At 71.1% G+C, this 13,784-nt stretch carries 14 protein-coding genes; 8 read left to right on the top strand and 6 right to left on the bottom strand.

Annotation, left to right across the window (positions count from 1 at the left end; translation table 11 throughout):
* Positions 1 to 114: 114 nt before the first annotated feature.
* A complete protein-coding gene (locus ACIBJB_RS47300) occupies positions 115 to 918 on the bottom strand; it encodes an enoyl-CoA hydratase/isomerase family protein (protein ID WP_398940363.1) in 804 nt (267 codons plus the stop codon).
* A 183-nt stretch (positions 919 to 1,101) separates the two neighbouring features.
* Between ACIBJB_RS47300 and ACIBJB_RS47295 the strand changes: the two genes are divergently transcribed.
* Positions 1,102 to 1,710: a hypothetical protein gene (locus ACIBJB_RS47295; protein WP_398940362.1), complete on the top strand. Its 609-nt coding sequence runs from the start codon at positions 1,102 to 1,104 to the stop codon at positions 1,708 to 1,710.
* A gap of 2 nt (positions 1,711 to 1,712) precedes the next feature.
* On the opposite strand, the gene ACIBJB_RS47290 is transcribed toward ACIBJB_RS47295, so the two are convergent.
* Together ACIBJB_RS47290 and ACIBJB_RS47285 are read right to left on the bottom strand one after the other, a co-directional pair.
* The gene (locus tag ACIBJB_RS47290) at positions 1,713 to 2,807 is read right to left on the bottom strand and encodes an adenylate/guanylate cyclase domain-containing protein (RefSeq protein WP_398940361.1); all 1,095 of its coding nucleotides are present in this window, start codon (positions 2,805 to 2,807) and stop codon (positions 1,713 to 1,715) included.
* 213 nt (positions 2,808 to 3,020) lie between these two features.
* Positions 3,021 to 3,884, bottom strand: a complete 864-nt coding sequence (locus ACIBJB_RS47285; protein WP_398940360.1) for a biotin--[acetyl-CoA-carboxylase] ligase — start codon at positions 3,882 to 3,884, stop codon at positions 3,021 to 3,023.
* A 111-nt stretch (positions 3,885 to 3,995) separates the two neighbouring features.
* Between ACIBJB_RS47285 and ACIBJB_RS47280 the strand changes: the two genes are divergently transcribed.
* The 4 genes from ACIBJB_RS47280 (at position 3,996) to ACIBJB_RS47265 (ending at position 6,643) form a co-directional block, all read left to right on the top strand.
* Positions 3,996 to 5,588, top strand: coding sequence for an acyl-CoA carboxylase subunit beta (locus tag ACIBJB_RS47280; RefSeq protein ID WP_398940359.1), 1,593 nt, complete (start codon positions 3,996 to 3,998; stop codon positions 5,586 to 5,588).
* A 17-nt stretch (positions 5,589 to 5,605) separates the two neighbouring features.
* Positions 5,606 to 5,815 carry an acyl-CoA carboxylase epsilon subunit gene (locus ACIBJB_RS47275; protein WP_398940358.1) on the top strand — a complete coding sequence of 70 codons (210 nt, stop codon included), beginning with the start codon at positions 5,606 to 5,608 and terminating at the stop codon, positions 5,813 to 5,815.
* A gap of 74 nt (positions 5,816 to 5,889) precedes the next feature.
* On the top strand, positions 5,890 to 6,018 hold the full coding sequence (gene mmpB, locus ACIBJB_RS47270) for a morphogenic membrane protein MmpB (RefSeq protein ID WP_328640589.1): 129 nt from the start codon (positions 5,890 to 5,892) through the stop codon (positions 6,016 to 6,018).
* 4 nt (positions 6,019 to 6,022) lie between these two features.
* On the top strand, positions 6,023 to 6,643 hold the full coding sequence (locus tag ACIBJB_RS47265) for a nucleoside triphosphate pyrophosphatase (RefSeq protein WP_398940357.1): 621 nt from the start codon (positions 6,023 to 6,025) through the stop codon (positions 6,641 to 6,643).
* Here ACIBJB_RS47265 and ACIBJB_RS47260 read toward each other — a convergent pair.
* Positions 6,612 to 7,133 carry a hypothetical protein gene (locus tag ACIBJB_RS47260; protein WP_398940356.1) on the bottom strand — a complete coding sequence of 174 codons (522 nt, stop codon included), beginning with the start codon at positions 7,131 to 7,133 and terminating at the stop codon, positions 6,612 to 6,614. The genes ACIBJB_RS47265 and ACIBJB_RS47260 overlap by 32 nt on opposite strands.
* A gap of 364 nt (positions 7,134 to 7,497) precedes the next feature.
* Between ACIBJB_RS47260 and ACIBJB_RS47255 the strand changes: the two genes are divergently transcribed.
* Positions 7,498 to 9,270 (top strand): acetyl/propionyl/methylcrotonyl-CoA carboxylase subunit alpha, encoded by a 1,773-nt coding sequence (locus ACIBJB_RS47255; protein ID WP_398940355.1) that lies wholly within the window; start codon positions 7,498 to 7,500, stop codon positions 9,268 to 9,270.
* A 242-nt stretch (positions 9,271 to 9,512) separates the two neighbouring features.
* Here ACIBJB_RS47255 and ACIBJB_RS47250 read toward each other — a convergent pair whose 3' ends face one another.
* Positions 9,513 to 10,475: a DeoR/GlpR family DNA-binding transcription regulator gene (locus ACIBJB_RS47250; protein WP_398940354.1), complete on the bottom strand. Its 963-nt coding sequence runs from the start codon at positions 10,473 to 10,475 to the stop codon at positions 9,513 to 9,515.
* 166 nt (positions 10,476 to 10,641) lie between these two features.
* A complete protein-coding gene (locus ACIBJB_RS47245) occupies positions 10,642 to 12,090 on the bottom strand; it encodes an NAD(P)H-quinone dehydrogenase (protein ID WP_398940353.1) in 1,449 nt (482 codons plus the stop codon).
* Between the two features lie 96 nt (positions 12,091 to 12,186).
* On the opposite strand from ACIBJB_RS47245, the gene ACIBJB_RS47240 reads away from it, so the two are divergent.
* Both ACIBJB_RS47240 and ACIBJB_RS47235 read left to right on the top strand, forming a co-directional pair.
* Entirely contained in the window at positions 12,187 to 12,624 is a 438-nt protein-coding gene (locus ACIBJB_RS47240; protein ID WP_266521562.1) for a gamma-glutamylcyclotransferase, read from the top strand.
* Between the two features lie 92 nt (positions 12,625 to 12,716).
* Positions 12,717 to 13,541 carry a purine-nucleoside phosphorylase gene (locus ACIBJB_RS47235; protein ID WP_398940352.1) on the top strand — a complete coding sequence of 275 codons (825 nt, stop codon included), beginning with the start codon at positions 12,717 to 12,719 and terminating at the stop codon, positions 13,539 to 13,541.
* The last annotated feature ends 243 nt before the right edge of the window (positions 13,542 to 13,784 follow it).

The following is a 13,784-nucleotide window of genomic DNA, read 5'->3' as shown; positions in this document are numbered from 1 at the left end:
ACCCGCACGCGCTACACAAGCCCCCACCGGAGCCGAAACGGGCCGCCGCAGGCACAAAGGGGCGCGGGGAACTGCGCAAAACGCCCGCCCCCACCCACCCCGCACGCACACCCGTCAAACCGCCGGAGGCCACCGCGGAGCCCGCCGCTCATTGAACGCCGCCACCCCCTCCGCCCGATCCCCCGAAAACGCCACCGCCCGCCACGCCGCGTCCTCCACCTCGAGCCCGGCCCGCAGATCCAGCCCCTGCCCGAGCCGCAGCGCCCGCTTCGCCGCCCGCAGCCCCACAGGCGAGTTCGCGGCGATCCGAGTCGCCAGCGCAAGCGCCTCCGCCCGGTCCTCCCCAGCGTCCACCAGCTGATCCACCAGCCCCAGCCGTTGCGCCTCCTCCACCTCCACCCGCCGCGCGGTGAAGATCAGCTCCGAAGCCCGCGCCGCCCCCACCCGCCGAGGCAGCAACTGCGTCCCCCCGCCCCCGGGGATCACCCCCACCGACACCTCCGGCAACCCCACCACCGCCGTACGGTCGGCCACGATCAGGTCACACGACAGCGCCAGTTCGAACCCCCCGCCCAACGCGAACCCGTGCACCGCGGCGATCGTCGGCACAGGCAACTCCAGCACCCCCGTGTACGCCCCCCGAGCCACCGGCCGCTGCCGCAGCAGCTCCGCGTCAGTGAAGGAGTTCCGCTCCTTCAGATCCGCCCCGACGCAGAACGCCCGCTCATGCGTGGACGTCACCACGACAACCCGGACCCCCTCATCACCCCCCAGCGCGGCACAGGCGGCGGCGAGGGACCGTGCCATCTCCGTGGAGACCGCGTTCATCGCCTTGGGCCGATCGAGAACCAGCTCGGCGACATGCCCCTCCCCATGCCGCCGCACCAGCACGAACTCCCCGAACCGCTCCTCACCCATGACACCCTCCCGGTTAACGCGGGTTAACAAGAACGCTCCGATCATCGCAGCCCCACCCCCACCGCGAAAGGTTCCCGCCGACCCACCCGACACCCCGTACGAGTGACATCCCACCCAACTCCCCACCCACCGCCCACAGCAGCGCATAACGTGCGCCCCGCCACGACGCACGGGGGAGGAAGCATGACGGCGACGACAGGACTGGCGGTCGGCACCGGCGCCGGCACCGGCGCCGGCACCCGCACCGACACCACCACCCGCCTCTTCGGACCACGCGGCCGCCACCGCAAGCCCCGCCCCCGCAAGGTCCTGCTCGCAGCGGGCGGCCTCGCCCTCGCCGCCGGCGCCCTGAGCCTCGTACGGCTGACCCCCGACGCGGGAGTCGGCGGCTTCGGCGCGACGGAGACGGGCCCCCAGGCCGCCCCGGGCACGGACAAGGACCGGGCAACGAACGCCGCAACCGTGGACTCCGTCCCGCAGGCGAACCCGTCGTCGACCAGAGCAATGGGCGAGATCTCCGCGACGGAGTCCGCAACCGCCGTGCCCCTACCCCTCACGACGACCCCGGACGCCCCGAACACCCAGGCACCGAAACCGCCCCCCACGGCCTCCACGACGCCCCACGCACCGCCGCCGACCACGGCCCCGCCACCACCGGCACCACCGCCACCGACATCCACGCCACAGCCCACTCACACGACCCAGCCCGCGCCCGCACCCACACCCGCACCCGCACCCGCACCCGGCCTCTGCGTCCCGATCATCGGCCTGTGCGTACAGCAGCGCGGCTAAAACTAGGAAGGCGCCCCGTCCCTGCGGGTCAGCAGCCACGGCTCGACGACGCCCAGCCCACGCACCGGCCGCTGCCACATCGGCTGGAGCGCGAAGCGGTACGTCGGCGGCTCCTCGCCCTCCTTCTCGGCGGTGGCCGCGGCCTCGGCCGCCTCGGCCTCGGAGGCGGGCGCCTCGCCGTGGCGGATCAACTCCTCGGCGAAGGCGCTGTCGACGAGGACGGCGTCGCGGGGAGCTATCGAGGTCAGCCGGGAGGCGAGGTTCACCGTCGTACCGAAGACATCACCCATACGGGTGGTCACCGTGCCGAAGGCGATGCCGACGCGCAGCTCGGGCATGGTCTCGTCGTTCGCCATGGTCTCGATCAGCCGCAGGGCGATCTCGGCGGCGACGGCCGCGTCGTCGGCGGCGTACAGCACCTCGTCGCCGAGGGTCTTGATGAGCCGGCCGCCCCTCGCGGCCACCAGATCCGCGGCGGTGGTCTCGAAGGCCTCGACGAGCTCGCCGAGCTCCTCCTCCTCCATACGGCGGGTCAGCCGGGTGAACCCGACGAGGTCGGCGAAGCCGACGCACAGCCGCCGGTCGACCATCTCCTCGTCGTCGGCGGCCTGCACGACCCGGCCGGCCGACGCGGCGAGCTGGCGGCGCCAGACGTAGACGAGGAACTCCTCCAGCTCGGGCAGGAGCAGCTCGATGATCGGGTAGGTCACCTCGGTGCGGGTCATGCCGGGTTCCGGGGGCTCGGTCAGGCCCTCCAGGAAGGAGTCGATCTGCCACTCGGCGAGCCGGGCGGTGGTCTGCCCGGTGGACCGCGCCACCTGTACGGCCATGGCCTCGCTCAGCAGCCCCGCCTCGACGAGACCGGCGAGCCGGCGCAGTGCGAGGACGTCCGCCTCGGTGAACGCCTTGGCCTGGCCGACGTCGGCGAAGCCCATCGCCCGCCAGAAGCGGGTGGCCAGCTCCATGGAGACACCGGCGGTGCGGGCCGCCTGGAAAGGGGTGTAGCGCCGCTCCGCGCCGAGGATGAGCTGCTCGAGACGCACGGCGAGCGGGTGCGGGGTCGCGTCCGCGCCGGAGCCCGTGTCGTCTGCGGTCACGCCTGCTGCCCTTCCGATCTGTCACGGTCAGGTATCGACCGGCCTCAACTGTACGGCAGGTGTGCGGTAGCTCACGTCCTCACTCCGTCAGGTGGAGCGGGAAGACCGTGGGTGGCTGATGTCTTCGGTCGTCTGCGGGGGCGTCGTGGCTGGTCGCGCCCACGCGGCGGAGCCGCTGATCGACACAGCCCCGCGCCCCTGGGGTGTCAATGCCTACGCAGGTCGTAGGTGCACGATGTCTCCCGCGCCCACCGGCTCCTGTACCCCTTCCTCCGTCGCGATCACCAGGCGGCCGTCGCCGTCCACCGCCACCGCCTCCCCCACCAGCGAACGATCTCCCGGCAGCTCCGCCCGCACCGTCCTTCCCAGCGTCGCGCACCCCGCCGCATACGTCTCCTGCAACCCGCTCACCGTCGGGTCCCCCGCCGCCGCCCGCCACCGCTCGTACCACTCCTCCAGGGAACGCAGTACGGCCCGCAGCAGCGGATCCCGGTCCGTGCTCACGGCTCCGGCCAGCGCCAGCGACCCCGCGCCGGGGACCGGCAGCTCCTCCTCCCGCAGCGAGACGTTGATGCCCACGCCCACGACGACGCCGCCCTCACCCGCCCGCTCCGCGAGGATTCCGCCGGCCTTGCGCTCCTCGCCGCCCACGGTCACGAGCAGGTCGTTGGGCCACTTCAAGGCCGTATCGACACCCGCGGCCCGTGACAGCCCCGTCGCCACCGCCACCCCCGTCAGCAGCGGCAGCCAGCCCCAGCGGGCCACCGGCACATCACCGGGCGTCAGCAGAACGGAGAAGAACAGGCCCGACCGCGGCGGCGCGGTCCACCGGCGGTCCAGGCGGCCCCGCCCCGCGGTCTGCTCCTCGGCGACGAGGACCGCGCCCTCGGCCGCCTTGCCCGCGGCGGCGCGGGCGACCAGGTCGGAGTTGGTGGAGCCGGTGCCGGCCACCACCTCGATCCCGGACCACAGCCCGCCCTCCCGCACCAGCCCGCGGCGCAGCGCGGCCGCGTTGAGGGGCGGCCGGTCGAGGTCCGACCAACGGCTGTCGTCTCCTGAAACATCTCGCGGCGTCATGCAAGCCACCCTAGGTGTGTGAAACGCCGCACTGCTGATTCCGAAGGGCACCACTACTCTACGGATGAGTAACCGTCCCCCCTTTTGAGCAGGCAGGGAGCCGCGATCCCGATGTCCGAGCCGGAAGCGACCGACATTCACACCACCGCGGGCAAACTCGCGGATCTCCAGCGTCGTATCGACGAGGCGACGCACGCCGGCTCCGCACGCGCCGTCGAGAAGCAGCACGCCAAGGGCAAGCTGACGGCCCGTGAGCGCATCGAGCTCCTCCTCGACGAGGGTTCCTTCGTCGAGTTGGACGAGTTCGCCCGGCACCGCTCCACCAACTTCGGTCTGGAGAACAACCGCCCCTACGGCGACGGTGTCGTCACCGGCTACGGCACGGTCGACGGCCGCCCCGTCGCCGTGTTCTCCCAGGACTTCACCGTCTTCGGCGGCGCGCTGGGCGAGGTCTACGGCCAGAAGATCGTCAAGGTGATGGACTTCGCGCTGAAGACCGGCTGTCCGGTCATCGGCATCAACGACTCCGGCGGCGCCCGTATCCAGGAGGGAGTGGCCTCCCTCGGCGCCTACGGCGAGATCTTCCGCCGCAACACCCACGCGAGCGGTGTCATCCCGCAGATCAGCCTGGTCGTCGGTCCCTGCGCCGGCGGGGCCGTGTACTCCCCGGCGATCACCGACTTCACGGTCATGGTCGACCAGACCTCGCACATGTTCATCACCGGCCCCGACGTCATCAAGACGGTCACCGGTGAGGACGTCGGCTTCGAGGAGCTGGGCGGCGCCCGCACCCACAACTCGGTGTCCGGCGTGGCCCATCACATGGCCGGGGACGAGAAGGACGCCGTCGAGTACGTCAAGCAGCTGCTGTCGTACCTGCCGTCCAACAACCTCTCCGAGCCGCCGGTCTACCCGGAGGAGGCGGACCTCGCGATCACCGACGAGGACCGCGAGCTGGACACGCTCGTCCCGGACAGCGCGAACCAGCCGTACGACATGCACACGGTGATCGAGCACATCCTGGACGACGCCGAGTTCTTCGAGACGCAGCCGCTGTACGCGCCGAACATCCTCACCGGCTACGGCCGGGTCGAGGGCCACCCGGTCGGCATCGTCGCCAACCAGCCGATGCAGTTCGCCGGCTGCCTGGACATCACCGCGTCCGAGAAGGCTGCCCGCTTCGTCCGCACCTGCGACGCCTTCAACATCCCGGTGATCACCTTCGTCGACGTACCGGGTTTCCTCCCCGGCGTCGACCAGGAGCACGACGGCATCATCCGCCGCGGCGCCAAGCTGATCTACGCCTACGCCGAGGCCACCGTCCCCCTCATCACGGTGATCACCCGCAAGGCCTTCGGCGGTGCCTACGACGTCATGGGCTCCAAGCACCTCGGCGCGGACCTCAACCTCGCCTGGCCGACCGCCCAGATCGCCGTGATGGGCGCCCAGGGCGCGGTCAACATCCTGCACCGCCGCACGATCGCGGAGGCGGAGGCGGCCGGAGAGCTGGAGGCGACCCGTGCCCGCCTGATCCAGGAGTACGAGGACGCCCTCCTCAACCCCTACATCGCGGCCGAGCGCGGCTACATCGACTCCGTGATCATGCCGTCGGACACCCGCCGCCACGTCGTCCGGGGCCTGCGCCAGCTGCGCACCAAGCGCGAGACCCTGCCCCCCAAGAAGCACGGCAACATCCCCCTCTAGCCCTGCCGGGAGCCGTCATGAACATCAAGGTCGTACGGGGTAACCCCACTCCAGAGGAGCTCGCCGCCGCCCTGGCGGTGGTCCGGGCCCGCGCCGCGGCGGCGACGGACACGCCGTCCGGCGCCGAGGAGCAGAGCGCCGCGTGGTCCGACCCGGCACGGATCGCGGGCCACCGCCTGCCCCAGCCAGGGCCCACCTCATGGGCGCGCACCTACTGGCCGGGGTAGGGGCGGCCCAGCCCCGGAGAAGTTGAGTACGCGTACTCAGGCGCCCTCCGCGAAATCGCCGCACGCTGGAAACCATGCTGTGGTCCGACCCCGAGAACGAACCCCCCAAGGAACTGCGCGACACGCAGGAGATGCTCCGGCGCCTGAGCATCTTCCTGGCGCTGGCCATGGTGCTCGCGATGATGGTGATCGGACTACGCTGACCGCATGACCGACCAGCCGCGCCGCCGACTCGTCCTCGCCTCCCAGTCACCCGCTCGCCTGAACCTGCTGCGGCAGGCCGGCCTCACCCCCGAGGTGCTCGTGAGCGGGGTCGACGAGGACGCCGTCACCGCCCCCACCCCCGCCGATCTCGCGCTCGCCCTCGCCGAGGCGAAGGCCTCCGTCGTGTCCGCGAGGCCCGAGGTCAAGGGTGCTCTGGTGATCGGCTGCGACTCGGTGCTCGACCTGGACGGCGAGGCACTGGGCAAGCCGGCCGACGCCGAGGAGGCGACGGCCCGCTGGAAGTCCATGCGCGGGCGCGCGGGCACCCTGCAGACCGGCCACTGCGTCTACGACACGACGAGCGGCCGGTACGTCTCCGGTGTCGCCTCGACCGTCGTCCGCTTCGGCGACCCGACCGACGACGAGATCGCCGCCTACGTCGCCTCCGGCGAACCCCTCCATGTCGCGGGGGCGTTCACCCTGGACGGCCGCTCGGCCCCGTTCATCGAGGGCATCGACGGCGACCACGGCAATGTGATCGGCCTCAGCCTGCCGCTGCTGCGCCGACTGCTGGCCGAGCTCGGCGTCGGCATCACGGAGTTGTGGGCGCCTGCGGAGTCGTGACCGGCGAGCCGCCGGCCCCCTGAGGGCTCGCCGGCTCCTTGGGTCCCTCGGGGCCAGCCGGACCCCGCGCGTCCTGCGGCTCCGCCGCGACCGGCCCCGGCTGCCCGTCGTAGGTCACCAGCACGAGCACGATCAGCCCGAGCATCACGATCATGAAGAAGAACTGGGGCCTGCCGATCAGCGACCAGGCGGCCGCGCCCAGCAAGCCGTGCACCACGGCCGCGCTGATCAGCAGGACCCGGCCGAGCCCGGCGGGCTGCCGGTCGCGCACCGCCACCAGCAGGGCGACCAGCGCGCACAGCGCGAAGTAGAGGCCGAAGACGACCCCGCCGATCTTCGAGGACATCGCCATCGCGTCCGGGTCCAGACCGGCCAGCGACATGTTCTGCGCGTCGACGAGATTGCCCATGACCCAGTTCAGCATCGCCACGCCGAGAGCCTCGGCGAAGAGAACGACCGCCACGACCCACGCCACCGGCCTGCGGATCACCGGTCCCCACCCACTTTCGAGCCGTCCTCTGGATACCAGACGTACGTTCACTACAGCGCGAACGCTACTAACGGGTAAACCCCGGGACAAGGGTTCGGCCGCAGGCAAAGATTCATTGGGCCATTCGTAGGGACTCCACAAAGAAACGGAGTGGTCCGCAGCACGCTCTCACAGAGACCTTGGCCACAGAGGAGGGCTAGGGTTTCCGGGAGGAGTCCTGCGTAACGAGGTGCGACAAGGGATTTCGCGGGTCGAGCAAGCCCCGCATCACGCTCCGTGTGGGGAAGCTCACCACAGGGGATGGGTCGAAGAGACGTGTCGGCAGTCCCTAAACTCGGCTTGTTTCAAGGAGGGAGCCTCAATCGTGCGCAAGGTGCTCATCGCCAATCGTGGCGAAATCGCTGTCCGCGTTGCCCGGGCCTGCCGGGATGCCGGTATCGCGAGCGTGGCCGTGTACGCCGACCCGGACCGGGACGCTCTGCATGTCCGCGCTGCGGATGAGGCGTTCGCCCTGGGCGGTGACACCCCGGCCACCAGCTACCTGGACATCGACAAGGTCCTGGGTGCCGCGCGCGAGTCGGGCGCGGACGCCATCCATCCCGGTTACGGCTTCCTCTCCGAGAACGCCGAGTTCGCCCAGGCGGTCCTGGACGCGGGCCTGATCTGGATCGGCCCGCCCCCGCAGGCCATCCGCGACCTCGGTGACAAGGTCGCCGCCCGGCACATCGCCCAGCGGGCCGGCGCCCCGCTGGTGGCCGGCACCCCCGATCCGGTCTCCGGCGCCGAGGAGGTCGTCGCCTTCGCCAAGGAGCACGGCCTGCCGATCGCCATCAAGGCCGCCTTCGGCGGCGGCGGACGCGGTCTGAAGGTGGCCCGCACCCTCGAAGAGGTCCCCGAGCTCTACGACTCCGCCGTGCGTGAGGCGGTCGCCGCGTTCGGCCGCGGCGAGTGCTTCGTCGAGCGCTACCTCGACAAGCCGCGCCACGTGGAGACCCAGTGCCTGGCCGACACCCACGGCAACGTGGTCGTCGTCTCCACCCGCGACTGCTCGCTGCAGCGCCGCCACCAGAAGCTGGTCGAGGAGGCGCCGGCGCCCTTCCTGTCCGACGCCCAGGTCGCCGAGCTGTACGCGTCCTCCAAGGCCATCCTCAAGGAGGCCGGCTACGTCGGCGCCGGCACGGTGGAGTTCCTGGTCGGCATGGACGGCACGATCTCCTTCCTCGAGGTCAACACCCGCCTCCAGGTGGAGCACCCGGTCACCGAGGAGGTCTCCGGCATCGACCTGGTGCGCGAGATGTTCCGCATCGCCGACGGCGAGGAGCTCGGCTACGGCGATCCCGCACTGCGCGGCCACTCCTTCGAGTTCCGCATCAACGGCGAGGACCCGGGCCGGGGCTTCCTGCCCGCGCCCGGCACGGTCACCCGCTTCGAGGCGCCGTCCGGCCCGGGCGTCCGCCTGGACGCCGGTGTCGAGTCCGGCAGCGTCATCGGCCCCGCGTGGGACTCCCTGCTGGCCAAGCTGATCGTCACCGGCGCCACCCGCGAGCAGGCCCTCCAGCGCGCCGCCCGCGCCCTGGAGGAGTTCCAGGTCGAGGGCATGGCCACCGCCATCCCCTTCCACCGCAAGGTGGTCACCGACCCGGCGTTCGCCCCGGAGCTGACCGGCTCCGGTGACCCGTTCACGGTCCACACCCGCTGGATCGAGACCGAGTTCGTCAACGACATCAAGCCCTTCGCCGCCCCCACCGAAACCGAGGCCGACGAGGACGCGGACCGCGAGACGATCGTCGTCGAGGTCGGCGGCAAGCGCCTGGAAGTCTCCCTGCCGGTCTCCCTGGGCATGTCGCTGGCCCGTACCGGCCTCGCCGCCGGGGCCAAGCCCAAGCGCCGCGCGGCCAAGAAGTCCGGCCCGGTCGCCTCCGGTGACACCCTCGCCTCCCCGATGCAGGGCACGATCGTCAAGATCGCCGTCGAGGAGGGCCAGGAGGTCAAGGAGGGCGACCTCGTCGTCGTCCTCGAAGCGATGAAGATGGAACAGCCCCTCAACGCGCACAAGGCCGGCACCATCAAGGGCCTGTCCGCGGAGGTCGGCGCGTCGATCACTTCGGGCGCGGCGATCTGCGAGATCAAGGACTGAGCAGTCGTACGACTCCCGAGGCGCCCCGCGGACCCGAAGCAGTCGGTCCGCGGGGCGCCTCGCTTCCCCGGTCCCCGACGAACCGGAACGGGCCGCCGCAGGCATTCAGGGGCGCGGGGCTGTGTCCATATGCGGCTCCGCCGCGTGGGCGCACGACGCCCGCCCCCACCGAACCCGCACGGCACCCACCCGCACAGCCGCCGCAGGCCACGGCCCCGTCCCTCAAGCCGCCCCGAGGCGCCTCAGCGTCGCCGAAGATCCGCCACCCGTGCTCGCTCCGCACCCGGCATCGGGTCACCCAGGGCCGTGGCCGTTCGGAGGCCGGGGCCCGGCGAGGGGGCCTGACCGCGGCGGGGTCCCGGCAGGGGCACGTCCCGGCGCTGTTGCTGCCGCGCCGGGACCTGATCACCCCCCGGTGCTCCCGACGCGCCGGCCACGGCGATCTGCACCCCCTGGTCGGCGAGCGCCTGGAGTTCCGTGGCGGCCCGGTCGTCGTGGGCCGGGGGCTCGTCGGTGACCAGCCGGGTGATGAGGTCCGTCGGCACGGTCTGGAACATCGTGTCCGTACCGAGCTTGGTGTGGTCGGCGAGGACCACGACCTCCGCGGCGGCCTGCACCAGCGCCCGGTCCACGGACGCGGAGAGCATGTTGGAGGTGGAAAGACCGCGCTCGGCGGTGAGCCCGCTCCCGGAGAGGAAGGCCCGCGAGACCCTGAGCCCCTGGAGCGACTGTTCCGCCCCCGAACCCACGAGGGCGTAGTTGGAACCGCGAAGGGTGCCGCCGGTCATCACGACCTCCACCCGGTTGGCATGGGCGAGCGCCTGGGCCACCAGAAGGGAATTGGTCACGACGGTCAGCCCGGGAACCCGGGCGAGTCGGCGCGCCAGCTCCTGGGTGGTGGTACCCGCCCCCACCACAATGGCCTCGCCTTCTTCTACGAGGCCCGCGGCGAGATCGGCGATGGCCGTCTTCTCGGCGGTCGCGAGATGCGATTTCTGCGGAAAGCCGGACTCTCGCGTGAACCCGCCCGGCAATACCGCACCGCCATGCCGGCGGTCGAGGAGTCCTTCTGCCTCCAGTGCGCGCACGTCCCGCCGTACGGTCACTTCGGAGGTCTGGACGACGCGGGCGAGCTCACGGAGCGATACAGCCCCGTTGGCTCGCACCATTTCGAGGATCAATTGGCGACGTTCTGCAGCGAACACGAAACTGACAGTAACGCCAACGACCGTCTGCTTTCAGCTGTTTGCGCCGAATAGCAGAAGATGTTCGCACAGCTGGCCGGGAAGTGGTATAGGGCCTAATCGCCCCGCCTATGCCGCGCGAATGGTCGGCAACTCCCTGTGACCAGGCAGGAATCGCTTTCGGCCGTCAGGCTCCCCCGGTCTCCTTGCGCGTGTGCAGCTGCCGTGCCACCTCGGCGATCGACCCCGAAAGGGAGGGGTAAACGGTGAAAGCGTTCGCGATCTGTTCGACCGTCAGATTGTTGTCGACCGCGATCGAGATGGGATGGATCAGTTCCGACGCGCGGGGCGCGACGACGACACCGCCGACGACGATCCCGGTCCCCGGCCGGCAGAAGATCTTGACGAAGCCGTCGCGGATGCCCTGCATCTTCGCGCGCGGGTTGCGCAGCAGCGGGAGCTTCACGGACCGGGCGTCGATCTTGGCGCCGTCCACGTCTGCCTGCGAATAGCCGACGGTGGCGATCTCCGGGTCGGTGAAGACGTTCGACGAGACCGTCTTCAGGTTCAGCGGGGCCACCGCGTCACCGAGGAAGTGGTACATGGCGATACGCCCCTGCATGGCGGCGACGGAGGCCAGTGCGAAGACGCCCGTCACGTCACCGGCGGCGTACACACCGGGAGCCGAGGTCCTGGACACCTTGTCGGTCCAGATGTGCCCGGACTCACGCAGCTTGACGCCCGCTTCCTCAAGGCCCATCCCGGCGCTGTTCGGAATGGCGCCCACGGCCATCAGACAGTGCGACCCGCTGATGACCCGCCCGTCCGCCAGTGTGACCTCGACCCGGTCCCCGACCCGCTTGGCGGACTGGGCACGGGAGCGCGCCATGACGTTCATGCCACGCCGCCGGAAGACGTCCTCCAGCACCGCCGCCGCGTCCGGGTCCTCCCCGGGCAGCACGCGGTCCCGCGACGACACGAGCGTCACCTTGGATCCGAGCGCCTGATAGGCGCCGGCGAACTCGGCACCGGTCACACCGGACCCGACCACGATGAGCTCCTCCGGCAGCTCGGTGAGGTCGTAGACCTGCGTCCAGTTCAGAATCCGCTCACCGTCGGGCTGGGCGTCGGGCAGCTCACGGGGATGCCCACCGGTGGCGATCAGCACGGCATCCGCGATGAGCGTCTCCTCGCTCCCGTCGACGGCCCGCACGACGACCTTCCGCGACCCGTCCAGGGCCTGCATGCCTTCAAGACGCCCACGCCCGCGCAGCACCCGGGCACCGGCACGCGTCACGGAGGCGGTGATGTCGTGCGACTGGGCGAGAGCGAGCCGCTTCACCCGCCGGTTGACCTTCCCCAGGTCGACACCGACCACCCGGGCGGCCTGCTCCAAGGGTGGGGTGTCATCGGCAACGATGATCCCCAGCTCCTCATAGGACGAATCAAAGGTCGTCATGACCTCGGCCGTAGCGATAAGAGTCTTCGACGGCACGCAGTCGGTCAGCACCGACGCCCCGCCCAGACCATCGCAATCCACGACGGTCACCTCCGCGCCGAGTTGGGCGGCCACCAGGGCCGCCTCGTATCCGCCGGGTCCGCCACCGATGATCACGATCCGAGTCACGTACTCCATTGTCCCGCACGACCCGCGGTGCTACGGCCCGGGGGCCGCCCCGAGATGCCACTGTTACGGGAGAGACGCCGGGGAGGGCTGCCGTACTCTCGACCCATGTCGCTCTACGCCGCTTACGCCGGCAACCTCGACGCGCGGCTGATGACCCGCCGCGCCCCGCACTCGCCGATGCGCGCCACGGGGTGGCTGAACGGGTGGCGGCTGACCTTCGGGGGCGAGCACATGGGCTGGGAGGGCGCCCTCGCGACCATCGTCGAGGACCCCCTCTCCCAGGTGTTCGTGGCGCTCTACGAGATCGCGCCCGCCGACGACGAGTCGATGGACCGCTGGGAGGGCGTGGGCCTGGACATCTACCGCCGCACCCGCATCCGCGTCCACACCCTGGAGGGCGAGGAGCAGGCCTGGACGTACGTCCTGAACGGCTACGAGGGCGGCCTGCCCTCCGCCCGCTACCTGGGCGAGGTGGCCGACGCGGCGGAATCGGCGGGCGCGCCCCACGACTACGTCATGGAACTCCGCAAGCGCCCCTGCTGAGCGCCGTTGGCCGGAAACGACAAGACAACGATCGCCATCCCGTCAGCTCTGTCATCTACGCGCGTAGGCTCGAACCGGCTACCCTCATCCGCGTGAACGCATCTCTTCTTCCGGACGACATCCAGGGCGACCCGCACGGCGCCGCCGACGCCGCCGCCGCGCGCCTGCGCGAACTGACCGGCGCCGAGACCCACGACGTCGCCCTCGTGATGGGCTCCGGCTGGGCACCCGCCGTGGACGCCCTCGGTGCCCCCGACGCCGAGCTCCAGGTCACCGAGCTGCCCGGTTTCCCGCCGCCGGCGGTGGAGGGACACGGCGGCAAGATCCGCTCGTACAAGATCGGCGAGAAGCGGGCCCTGGTCTTCCTGGGCCGCACGCACTACTACGAGGGCCGCGGCGTGGCCGCCGTAGCCCACGGCGTCCGCACCGCCGTGGCCGCCGGCTGCAAGACCATCGTCCTCACCAACGGCTGCGGCGGCCTCCGCGAGGGCATGCGCCCCGGCCAGCCGGTCCTGATCAGCGACCACATCAACCTCACCGCGACCAGCCCCATCATCGGCGCCAACTTCGTCGACCTCACCGACCTCTACTCCCCCCGCCTGCGCGCCCTGTGCAAGGAGATCGACCCCACCCTCGAGGAGGGCGTCTACGCCCAGTTCCCCGGCCCGCACTACGAGACCCCGGCCGAGATCCGCATGGCCCGCGTCATCGGCGCGGACCTGGTGGGCATGTCGACGGTCCTCGAAGCGATCGCCGCGCGCGAGGCGGGGGCGGAGATCCTGGGTATCTCGCTGGTGACGAACCTCGCCGCGGGCATGACGGGCGAGCCCCTGAACCACGAGGAGGTCCTCCAGGCGGGCCGTGACAGCGCAACCCGGATGGGCTCACTGCTGGCGCAGGTGCTGGACCGGATCTGAGAGAACGCGGTAGGGGGTGCCCCGTAATGTCGTAGCACGGCCGCGGGCCGGTGGGGGCCGGTCGCGCAGTTCCCCGCGCCCCTAGGGAGTTGCAGTCACCCGCGCCACGACAGACCGTCGACCACCTCGCGCACCACGACGGACCGTTTGCCGCACCGCGCGCCACGACGGGCCGCAAGCCGCGTACGGCGGCAAGGGGACGGGGTGGGGGGTGTCCGCCCGCAGCGGCCGGCGTCCGTTACC

The sequence above is a fragment of the Streptomyces sp. NPDC050759 genome (genome assembly GCF_044456945.1).
Classification (GTDB): domain Bacteria; phylum Actinomycetota; class Actinomycetes; order Streptomycetales; family Streptomycetaceae; genus Streptomyces.
The sequence above is the reverse complement of the archived record's forward strand: the minus strand, read 5'-3'. Positions and strand labels throughout refer to the sequence as shown.

Excerpts from the sequence above, each read along its gene's own strand:
- ACIBJB_RS47285 (WP_398940360.1), bottom strand. The coding sequence starts at position 3,884 with ATGACGCCGCGAGATGTTTCAGGAGACGACAGCCGTTGGTCGGACCTC.
- ACIBJB_RS47300 (WP_398940363.1), bottom strand. The coding sequence starts at position 918 with ATGGGTGAGGAGCGGTTCGGGGAGTTCGTGCTGGTGCGGCGGCATGGG.
- ACIBJB_RS47265 (WP_398940357.1), top strand. The coding sequence starts at position 6,023 with ATGACCGACCAGCCGCGCCGCCGACTCGTCCTCGCCTCCCAGTCACCC.
- ACIBJB_RS47275 (WP_398940358.1), top strand. The coding sequence starts at position 5,606 with ATGAACATCAAGGTCGTACGGGGTAACCCCACTCCAGAGGAGCTCGCC.
- ACIBJB_RS47240 (WP_266521562.1), top strand. The coding sequence starts at position 12,187 with ATGTCGCTCTACGCCGCTTACGCCGGCAACCTCGACGCGCGGCTGATG.
- ACIBJB_RS47245 (WP_398940353.1), bottom strand. The coding sequence starts at position 12,090 with ATGGAGTACGTGACTCGGATCGTGATCATCGGTGGCGGACCCGGCGGA.
- ACIBJB_RS47280 (WP_398940359.1), top strand. The coding sequence starts at position 3,996 with ATGTCCGAGCCGGAAGCGACCGACATTCACACCACCGCGGGCAAACTC.
- ACIBJB_RS47295 (WP_398940362.1), top strand. The coding sequence starts at position 1,102 with ATGACGGCGACGACAGGACTGGCGGTCGGCACCGGCGCCGGCACCGGC.
- mmpB (WP_328640589.1), top strand. The coding sequence starts at position 5,890 with ATGCTGTGGTCCGACCCCGAGAACGAACCCCCCAAGGAACTGCGCGAC.